The organism is Arthrobacter gallicola, from assembly GCF_014836775.1.
In the GTDB taxonomy this organism is placed as follows: domain Bacteria; phylum Actinomycetota; class Actinomycetes; order Actinomycetales; family Micrococcaceae; genus Arthrobacter_B; species Arthrobacter_B gallicola.
The window spans coordinates 105,544-115,005 of the sequence record NZ_JACSQD010000004.1; the positions used below are offsets into that span (position 1 = coordinate 105,544).

The window sequence follows — 9,462 nt, forward strand, 5'->3', positions numbered from 1 at the left end:
GCCTTCCGCTGCGGGCAAGGCTCGATATATTCGGATGATGACTACTACGCAGCCTCCCGTCGCCAAGAAGGTACCCACCGAGCGCACCCACCACGGCCAGACGTTCATTGACGACTACGAATGGCTGCGCGAGAAGGAAAACCCCGAGGTGATCGCGCACCTTGAGGCCGAGAACGCCTACACCGAGGCCGTGACGGCTAACCAGGAAGAGCTGCGGCAGCGGATCTTTGAGGAGATCAAGGCGCGGACGGTGGAAACTGACCTGTCCGTTCCTGCCCGCAAGCGCGGCTGGTGGTACTACACCCGGACCGAAGAGGGCCAGCAGTATGGGATCCACTGCCGCACCGCTGCGCAGGATACCGGGGACCTGCACGCCGATTGGACCCCGCCCGTCGTCGAACCTGGGGTTCCGGTGCCCGGGGAACAGATCCTGATCGACGGCAACGCCGAAGCCGAGGGCAAACCCTTCTTCTCCCTCGGCGGACTCGCCGTCACCGAGGACGGCAACCTCCTCGCCTACTCCGAGGACAACGCCGGGGACGAGCGGTTCACGCTCCGCATCAAGGACCTGCGCACCGGGGAGCTACTGCCGGACGTGGTCAGCAACGTTTTCTACTCCCTGGCCTTCTCCCCCGACGGCACCCGCGTTTTCTACACGGTCGTCGATGATTCCTGGCGCCCGTACCAGATCAAGGCCCACACCCTGGGAACCCCGGTGGAGGAGGACACCGTCATCTACCAGGAAGACGACGTCGCCATGTGGACCGGCTTTGATCTCTCCGCCGACCGGACGCAGCTGCTCATCGGCATCAGCACCTCCGAGTACAGCGAGTACCGGGTGCTGGACTTCGACGATCCCACCGGCACCGTCCGCACCCTTATTCCGCGCAGCGAACGCATCCTCTACGAAGCCGAACCGTTCACCCGGGACGGAGTCCGCGAATACCTCATCACCCACAACCGGGATGCCCTGAACTCGATGGTCTCCCTGGTTGCGGAAACCGAATTCGCCAAGCCGGTCGCTGAGCAGGACTGGCGCACAGTCGTGGCGCATAACGACGCCGTCAGGGTCAACGGGGCTTCGGTCACCAGCACGCACGTCCTCGTTTCGGTCCGCAAGGAAACCACCGAGCGGGTGCAGGTCCTGCCATTGGAGGGCCTGGGCACTCCGGCCCAGGCCAGCCCCGTCGAACCCGCCTTTGACGAGGAGCTGTACACGGCGGGCCTGACCAACGCCGAGTACGATTCCCCGATCATCCGGCTGAGCTACACGTCCTACCTGACTCCGCCGCGGGTCTATGACTACGTCCTGGCCAGCGGCGAACTGGAACTTCGCAAGGAAACCCCGGTCCGCGGCGGCTATAACCCCGCCGACTACGTTGCGGAACGGGATTGGGCGACGGCGCCGGATGGCACCCGGGTGCCGCTTTCGGTGCTGCGCCGCGCTGAAGTGACCCGGGACGGCTCCAATCCGGCACTGGTTTACGCCTACGGCAGCTACGAAATTTCCATGGACCCGGCCTTCAACATTTCCCGGTTGTCGCTGCTGGACCGCGGCGTCATCTTCGTCGTCGCGCATATCCGCGGCGGCGGCGAAATGGGCCGCGCCTGGTACGACCAGGGCAAGAAACTGCACAAAAAGAACAGCTTCACGGACTTCGTTGCCGCCACCGATCATGTGGCTGCCTCCGGCTGGGTGGACCCGGCAAGGATCGCTGCGATGGGCGGTTCCGCGGGCGGACTGCTGATGGGCGCCGTAGCGAACCTGGCCCCGGAGAAGTACAAGGCGGTTGTGGCGCAGGTGCCGTTCGTGGATGCCTTGACCTCGATCCTGGATCCAGATCTGCCGCTCTCGGCCCTGGAGTGGGAGGAGTGGGGCAACCCCATCACCGATCCGGAGGTGTACCGCTACATGAGCGAATACACCCCGTATGAGAACATCCGCCCGGTGGACTACCCGCGGATCGCGGCGGTCACCAGCTTCAACGACACCCGGGTGCTGTATGTGGAGCCGGCCAAGTGGGTGGCAAAACTCCGCGAGGTCACCACCGGCTCCGAGCCGATCGTGCTGAAGATTGAGATGGAAGGCGGTCACGGAGGAGCGTCCGGCCGCTACGAGGCGTGGAAGGACCGGGCCTGGGACTACGCCTTCGTCCTGGATGCGCTCGACGCGCAGGACCTGTTGCCGAGCGCCGGTTCACCGGTGCAAACGAGCAGGTAATACAGACAGCGGCGGGAGCCGGGTGCATTGCATCCGGCTCCCGCCGCTGTGTTTATGCTGTGTTCAAGGCAGTGGAAAAGCGGGCCATGCCCCCGGCCGTCCGCGCGGACCGCTTCAGTCAGCGTTGCCGGCCTCCGGAGCCTGCGGGCCGGGGCGGGGATCCGGGGCCGGCTGGTCTGCGGACGGCGAAGGGCGGCCTGACCGGCGGCCCGAACGGTTGTTGCCTGAACGGCGGCCCGGCCGGATCAGCCCAACCACCACAAAGACCAGGGTCAGGGCGATGACACCGAGGAAGATCAGGTCCAGATTGTCCCGGACAAACGGCACCCGGTCTCCCAGCAGGTAGCCGAGCAGGATCAGGCTAAGGGCCCAGAGGACCCCGCCGATGGCGTTGAACGCGATGAAGGTGGCGTAGTGCATCCGGCCCACTCCGGCGACCACGGGCGTGAAGGTGCGGACCACCGGAACAAACCGGGCCAGGACCACCGCCTTTCCGCCGTGCCGGGCGAAGAAAACCTCCGCACGGGTCACGTTCTCCCGGCGGAAGAGCCTGGATTCAGGCCGGTTGAAGACCACAGGTCCAGCCTTCCGCCCAATGTAATAGCCAAGCTGGTCTCCCGCGAACGCACACAGGGCGACCAGCAGGATCAGCAGCCAGACGTTGATGGAAATGGCCCCCGTGGCCACCAGCAGGCCCGCGGTGAAGAGCAGCGAATCCCCCGGCAGGAAAAAGCCGACCAGCAGGCCGGTTTCCACAAACACGATTCCGCACACCAGCAGGACTACCCAGGGTCCGATGGCGGGGTCGGCGAGAAACACCTGCGGATCCAGCCATTCCGGCAGCAGGGAGGACATAACAGGCTGCAGCGCTCCCGGCACTGCCAAAGCAAAGGTCACTTTCTCAGGGTATGCCATGCCCCGGAGTTCAGCCCGGGAGCCCCCGGATGCCTGCCGGGCCGTGGGTGGCCCTGCCCCTCCTGCCCGGCCGAACTTGACAGTGACAGCGCTCACAGGATTACCTAATGAACATTCGGTAAAGAAAAGTGAGGGATCCCATGGCTGACTGCGTCGTCACCACTCCGGCCCGCGAAACGCGTCCGGCCCACCCCATCCTCGAGCAGGACGCCACGTCCGAATGGCTGGGGATCCAGGTGGCCCATCTGGGCGATGGGGAGGCCACCATCACCATGGACCTCCGGCCGGAAATGCTCAACGGGTTTGCCATCGCCCACGGCGGCATGGTCTTCGCCTTCGCCGATACCGCGTTCGCCCTTGCCTGCAATCCGTCCAGCCCCGCGTCGCTCGCCGAGATGGAGACCATCACCGTGGCCTCGGGAGCGGACATCAACTTCATTTCCTCGGCCAGTGCCGGGGAAAAGCTCCGGGCAGAAGCCGTCCGGCGTGCAGGCGCGGGCCGCAGCGGCATTTACGACATTGAGGTTAGTGCCGAAGCACCGGACGGGAGCAGCCGCGTCATCGCGGAATTCCGCGGCCGATCCCGCACCATCCCGAATCCCGCCCGGCGGGCCTAACCCGCTCCCCGCCGTCCGCCGCGCATTTCCCGGAAGCATCGCCCGGCAGCGGCCCCAACCAGTTCCGCTTCCGCCGTAACCCTGCCCCACCATTCCCCTCCACGAAGGTTCCCGCGCATGAATACCGCTTCCCCCCTCAAGGCCACCGCAGCCGACCCCGCAACGCTCGATCCCGAGGAGCTGATGAGCCGGGAGGAAATCGAAACCCTCCAGCTGGTCCGCCTGCAGGAAACGGTGCGCTACGCGTATGAGCGGGTGCCGCTGTACACGAAGAAATTCGACGACGCCGGTGTCCACCCGGACGATCTCAAGGAGCTCGCAGATCTGGCGAAGTTCCCATACACCACCAAGGAAGACCTGCGGCAGAGCTATCCGTTCGGCATGTTCGCCGTCCCCATGGAGCAGGTGGCCCGGATCCATGCGTCCTCCGGAACGACCGGCCGGCCGACAGTTGTTGGTTACACCAAGGGTGACCTTGACCGCTGGGGCACCCTGGTGGCCCGTTCCCTGCGTGCCTCCGGCGTGAAGTCCAGCTACAAAGTGCATAACGCCTACGGATACGGGCTGTTCACCGGCGGCCTGGGCGCGCATTTCGGGGCCGAGAAGCTGGGGTGCACAGTGATTCCCATGTCCGGCGGCCAGACCGAGCGGCAGATCCAGATGATCCAGGACTTCGAGCCGGACACGATCCTCTGCACGCCGACCTACCTGTTGACCATTGCTGATGCCATGGCCAAGGCCGGCATCGATCCCCGTTCCACGTCGCTGAAGAACGCCGTCCTGGGTGCCGAGCCCTGGACCGAGGAGATGCGCCATGAACTCGAAGTCCTGCTGGACCTCGATGCGTGCGATATTTACGGCCTGTCCGAGGTCATGGGGCCGGGCGTGGCCGGGGAATGCGTCGAGACCAAGGACGGGGCACACATCTGGGAGGATCATTTCCGTCCGGAGATCATCGACCCGTTCGATGACACCAGGGTTCTGCAGGACGGTGAACACGGTGAACTCGTCTTCACCTCGCTCACCAAGGAAGCCCTGCCGATCATCCGCTACCGCACCCACGATCTCACCCGCCTGCTGCCGGGCACTGCCCGTCCTGGCATGCGGCGGATGGGCCGGATCACCGGGCGGAACGATGACATGATTATCCTGCGCGGCGTGAACCTGTTCCCCAGCCAGATTGAGGAAATTGCCCTGCGCATTCCCGCCCTGAGCCCGCATTTCCAGCTGGAAATCACCCGCCCGGACCGCATGGATGAGCTGACCGTCAAGATCGAGCGCCGCACGGAAGCCAGCTCCGAGGAGTGCATCGGGGCTGCTGCTGAGCTGAGGTCCCAGATCAAGATTCACATCGGCTCTTCCTGCACCGTCAACGTGGTGGAGCCTGGCTCCCTGGCCCGTTCCAGCGGCAAGCTGCGCCGGATCTACGACCTCCGCAAGAAGGCCGAGGCCCAGGCCTAACACCTGCCCCGAACGATCCATCCTTCGGTTGGCCGGCCTGGTCCGGCCAACCGAACGTTCATGGGAAAATAGATAGATGCCTAAGACTCCGACCTCCTCTGCTTCGCCGCCCGCTGCCGCAAACGGCACCCGCCGGGGCAGGCCGGGCTATGACCAGCAGACCGTGCTGAACATCGCCGTCGACGTCTTCAACCGGCACGGCTACGAGGCGACCTCCATGGGGATCCTCGCGGAGAACCTGGGCATCACGAAGTCCGCCATCTACCACCATGTGCCGTCCAAGGGGGATCTGCTCCGCCTAGCACTGGACAATGCGCTGGGCGGCCTGGAGGGGGTCCTGGACGATCCGCGGGCATCCACCGGTCCCGCCGATGCCCGGTTGGAGTTCGTCCTGCGCGGAACCATCCGGGTTCTGACGGACCGCCTGCCGTTCGTGACCCTGCTGCTGCGTCTGCGCGGCAACACGGAGATCGAGCGGGATGCCCTGGCCCGGCGCCGCGAGTTCGACCACCGGGTGGCCCAGCTGGTCGACGCCGCCCGGACCGAAGGCTCTCTGCGCAGCGACATCGATCCGCGCACCACTACCCGGCTGCTCTTCGGCACCATCAACTCGATTGTTGAGTGGTACAAGCCCGGCGGGCCGATCGGCGCGGACAAGCTCGCCGACGACGTTATTTCCATGGTGTTCGACGGCCTCCATAAAAAGGCCTGACCGAACCCTCCCCCTTCAAACACATGAAGCCCGCCTGGATTTCCAGGCGGGCTTCGCTGTATCGCCGAAAGTTAAGCGCGTTCCTTCTCCACCAGGGTCAGGACGTCGTAGGTCGCCACGATCTCGTCGTTCTGGTTGTGCAGGACGGCGTCCCACGCCACCTCGCCGTACTCGTCCGTCTCCCGCGGGGTGATGCGCTTGGCGGTGAGGGTGACCCGGATGGAGTCCCCTGCGGCCACCGGAGTGATGAAACGCAGGTTCTCCAGGCCGTAGTTGGCCAGCACCGGTCCCGGTGCGGGCTCAACGAACAGCCCGGCCCCCCAGGACAGCAGCAGGTAACCGTGCGCCACGATGCCCGGGAAGAACGGGTTCGCCTCGGCAGCTTCCTGGTTGGTGTGCGCGTAGAAGGTGTCCCCCGTGCTGTTCGCGAAGGCCGTGATGTCCTCAAGCGTGACCTCCCGCAGCTCCGAGGCCATCGCGTCGCCGATCTTCAGCGTGGCCAGGTCCTTGCGGAACGGGTGCGTCTCATCGAAGTTCCGGTCCGCGCCGGTGTGCCAGACGCCGGTGATGGCCGTGAGCATGTTGGGCGAGCCCTGGATTGCGGTGCGCTGCATGTGGTGCTTGACGGCGCGGATGCCGCCGAGTTCCTCGCCGCCGCCGGCACGTCCGGGGCCGCCGTGGACCAGGTGCGGCACGGGCGAACCGTGGCCGGTCGATGACCTGGCGTCTTCGCGGTTCAGCACGTGCACGCGGCCGTGGTGGCCGGCGATGCCGGTGACAACTTCGCGGACAGTCTCCGGGTCGTTGCTGCACACGGTGGCAACCAGGGAGCCGCCGCCGAGTGCTGCCAGCCGGACGGCGTCGGCCGTGTCTTCGTAGCCGACCACGGAGGCGACCGGGCCGAAGGCCTCCACGGAGTGCAGGGCCGGTGCCTCGGGGTTCTCCCACGTCAGCAGGACGGGAGCCATAAACGCACCGTTTTCGGCGACGCCGCGGCTGCCGTCAGCCTGCACGGTTTCCGGGGCGTCCAGGCTGCCAAAGGCGATCTCGGCGCCGGCGTCGAGCAGTGCCTGCACCGACTCCCGGACGCCGTCGCGCTGCTCCGTGGAGGCCAGGGCGCCCATGGTGACGCCTTCGGCGCGCGGGTCGCCGAGGACCACGCGCTCTTCGATGCGCTTGGCAGCGGCAGCAACGACGTCGTTCACCAGTGCCTTGGGGACAATGGCACGGCGGATACTGGTGCACTTCTGGCCGGCCTTGACGGTCATCTCGGTGACCAGCGATTTCACGTACGCGTCGAACTCCGGAGTGCCGGGCACAGCGTCAGGTCCCAGGATGGAGGCGTTCAGCGAGTCGGTTTCGCTGGTGAAGCGCACGCCGCCTTCGATGACGTTGGGATGGTTCTTCAGCTTGTTGGCGGTCGACGCCGAACCCGTGAAGGAGACCATGTCCCGGTAGTCCAGGTGGTCCAGCAGGTCCCGGGCGGAGCCGGAGATCAGCTGCAGCGAGCCGGCGGGCAGGATGCCGGATTCGATCATCATCCGCACGGTGGCTTCGGTGAGGTAGCCGGTGGGAGTTGCGGGCTTCACGATGGTGGGAACGCCGGCGAGGAAGGCCGGAGCGAACTTCTCCAGCATGCCCCAGACCGGGAAGTTAAAGGCGTTGATCTGCACGGCGACTCCGGGGATGGACGTGTAGATGTGTTCGCCAATGAAGGAGCCGTCCTTGGACAGGACCTCGGGGGTGCCGTCGATCACCACGGTGGCGTTGGGCAGTTCGCGGCGGCCCTTGGAGCCGAAAGTGAAGAGCACGCCGATGCCGCCGTCGATGTCCACGAGGGAATCAATTTTGGTGGCGCCGGTGCGGGCGGAGACTTCGTAGAGTTCCGGGCGGCGGCCGTTCAGGTACTGCGCCAGTTCCTTCAGCTTCAGCGCCCGCTGGTGGAAGGTGAGTCCGGCCAGCCCGCGGTGCCCTACCGTGCGTCCGTGGGCAACTGCGGCGGAGAGGTCCAGTCCGTCGGTGCTGACCAGCGCCAGGAGTTCGCCAGTGCTGGCATCACGGACTTCGGCCGGGTTGGCCGCGGCGAGGCTGCCGCGCTCCGGGGTCCACCATTCGTCCTGGACGAAGCTGGGGACGACTTGCACGTCTATGGCGGTTGAGGTCATCTTTGACGGACCCTTTCGGTACTGGACGTTCGTTTTCCGGTCCGGGCATCTGTGCGCGGGCATCCACACGGGACGTACGCGCACATAACTGACCGGACGGTCGGTAATGAATCCAGCCTACATGAGAGTGGGCTGGAGCACACCACCGCAGCCGGCGTTGAATCTGATCCCCGGCCGGTGCCGTTTTGGCCGTTGCGCGTTCCGCATCGGGAGCCCGGGCGTTAGCTTGGGTGCGTCCCGTCCCCTGATGAAGGAGTCCCGTGATGCACCGGAACCGGATGAACGGCTGGAGCCGGGCAGCAGTGCTGCTGGCGGTGGGAAGCGGATTAATCGCCGGCGGGGTTGCCGCTCCGGCCGCGGCTTCGGAGCCCGGAACCGCACTCGGCCAGAGGCACAACACCGGACACCCTGCCTGGCACGGCAGCGGGCACGGCAGGGGCGAACACCAGGTGTGGCGTCAGGGCCCGGGCCACGGGCGGAATCACGACGGGGACCACGGCCGGGACCGCAGCTTCGACTACCTAGCGCTGGGCGATTCCTACGCCGCGGGCTACGGCGGCGGTGAGCTGCTGGACGCGTGCCGCCGGACGGCGGAGGGCTACCCGGCACTGCTGGACGGAGTCGACGGCGTCACGATGGTCTCGAACCAGTCCTGTGCCGGAGCCACAGCACTGTCCACCCCTCCGGAACCTCCCACCGGTCCGGTGGACCTGCCGGAACAGATCAACGCGCTGGCGGAAGGCGGCTTGATCGGCCGCGGCACCGACCTGATCACCCTGACAATTGGCGGCAACGACGTGCGGTTCGGCGAAGTAGTTGCGGCCTGCGCCGGGCCGGAACTGCCGGCCACCTGCGCCCCCGCTCTTGAGGCCGCCCAGGCCTACGCCGAAACCACGCTCGCCGCCGCGCTGCAGGAATCGCTGCGGCAGCTGCGCTCGCTGGCACCCCGGGCCGAGCTTGTCCTGACCGGTTATCCGCACCTGTTTGAGCAAGGCACCCCCGGGCCGCTGAGCCCGGCAGCCCAGGCACTCTTCAACGAAGGCACCGATAAGCTCAACGCCGTCCTGGCGGCCCAGCTGGGCCGCGGCTCGACCTTCGTGGATGTGGTGGACGAATTCGCCGGACACGGCGTGGGCTCGGCTGAACCGTGGATTATTTTCGACGGCGGGCCGTTGGATCTGCACCCGAATGCCACCGGCTACCGCGACGGCTATCTGGCAGCAATCACGGCCGATGTTGAGCTGCCCTCCGGGCACGGCGGCTGCCGCGGCAGGAGCTAGCGGGAACGCTGCCCCGTCCCTGCGCCCAAAGCACGACGGCGGGGGCCCCCCCCCCCCGGCCCCCCCCCCCCCCCCCCCCCCCCCCCCCCCC

7 protein-coding genes are annotated in these 9,462 nt (G+C 66.5%); 5 read left to right on the top strand and 2 right to left on the bottom strand.

Going from position 1 to position 9,462, the window contains the following annotated elements; genetic code table 11:
* The first annotated feature begins 34 nt into the window (after positions 1–34).
* Complete coding sequence (locus H9639_RS09950; RefSeq protein ID WP_191807934.1) at positions 35–2,221, top strand: S9 family peptidase; 2,187 nt, start codon at positions 35–37, stop codon at positions 2,219–2,221.
* A 114-nt stretch (positions 2,222–2,335) separates the two neighbouring features.
* Here the strand turns inward: H9639_RS09950 and H9639_RS09955 are convergent, their stop codons facing one another.
* Entirely contained in the window at positions 2,336–3,118 is a 783-nt protein-coding gene (locus H9639_RS09955) for a DedA family protein (RefSeq protein ID WP_318242051.1), read from the bottom strand.
* 158 nt (positions 3,119–3,276) lie between these two features.
* Between H9639_RS09955 and H9639_RS09960 the strand changes: the two genes are divergently transcribed.
* The 3 genes from H9639_RS09960 (at position 3,277) to H9639_RS09970 (ending at position 5,926) form a co-directional block, all read left to right on the top strand.
* Positions 3,277–3,753 (top strand): hotdog fold thioesterase, encoded by a 477-nt coding sequence (locus H9639_RS09960; RefSeq protein ID WP_191807936.1) that lies wholly within the window; start codon positions 3,277–3,279, stop codon positions 3,751–3,753.
* Between the two features lie 117 nt (positions 3,754–3,870).
* The gene (paaK, locus tag H9639_RS09965) at positions 3,871–5,214 is read left to right on the top strand and encodes a phenylacetate--CoA ligase PaaK (protein ID WP_191807937.1); all 1,344 of its coding nucleotides are present in this window, start codon (positions 3,871–3,873) and stop codon (positions 5,212–5,214) included.
* A gap of 76 nt (positions 5,215–5,290) precedes the next feature.
* Complete coding sequence (locus H9639_RS09970) at positions 5,291–5,926, top strand: TetR/AcrR family transcriptional regulator (protein ID WP_191807938.1); 636 nt, start codon at positions 5,291–5,293, stop codon at positions 5,924–5,926.
* A 71-nt stretch (positions 5,927–5,997) separates the two neighbouring features.
* Here H9639_RS09970 and paaZ read toward each other — a convergent pair whose 3' ends face one another.
* Complete coding sequence (gene paaZ, locus H9639_RS09975; RefSeq protein ID WP_191807939.1) at positions 5,998–8,091, bottom strand: phenylacetic acid degradation bifunctional protein PaaZ; 2,094 nt, start codon at positions 8,089–8,091, stop codon at positions 5,998–6,000.
* Between the two features lie 263 nt (positions 8,092–8,354).
* Here paaZ and H9639_RS09980 point away from each other — a divergent pair, with 263 nt between their 5' ends.
* Positions 8,355–9,371, top strand: a complete 1,017-nt coding sequence (locus H9639_RS09980) for an SGNH/GDSL hydrolase family protein (RefSeq protein ID WP_225219481.1) — start codon at positions 8,355–8,357, stop codon at positions 9,369–9,371.
* Positions 9,372–9,462: the final 91 nt, after the last annotated feature.

What these genes read in the sequence shown, in the direction of transcription:
- H9639_RS09950 (WP_191807934.1), top strand. Translation starts at nt 35, where the DNA reads ATGATGACTACTACGCAGCCTCCCGTCGCCAAGAAGGTACCCACCGAG.
- H9639_RS09960 (WP_191807936.1), top strand. Translation starts at nt 3,277, where the DNA reads ATGGCTGACTGCGTCGTCACCACTCCGGCCCGCGAAACGCGTCCGGCC.
- paaK (WP_191807937.1), top strand. Translation starts at nt 3,871, where the DNA reads ATGAATACCGCTTCCCCCCTCAAGGCCACCGCAGCCGACCCCGCAACG.
- H9639_RS09970 (WP_191807938.1), top strand. Translation starts at nt 5,291, where the DNA reads ATGCCTAAGACTCCGACCTCCTCTGCTTCGCCGCCCGCTGCCGCAAAC.
- paaZ (WP_191807939.1), bottom strand. Translation starts at nt 8,091, where the DNA reads ATGACCTCAACCGCCATAGACGTGCAAGTCGTCCCCAGCTTCGTCCAG.
- H9639_RS09980 (WP_225219481.1), top strand. Translation starts at nt 8,355, where the DNA reads ATGCACCGGAACCGGATGAACGGCTGGAGCCGGGCAGCAGTGCTGCTG.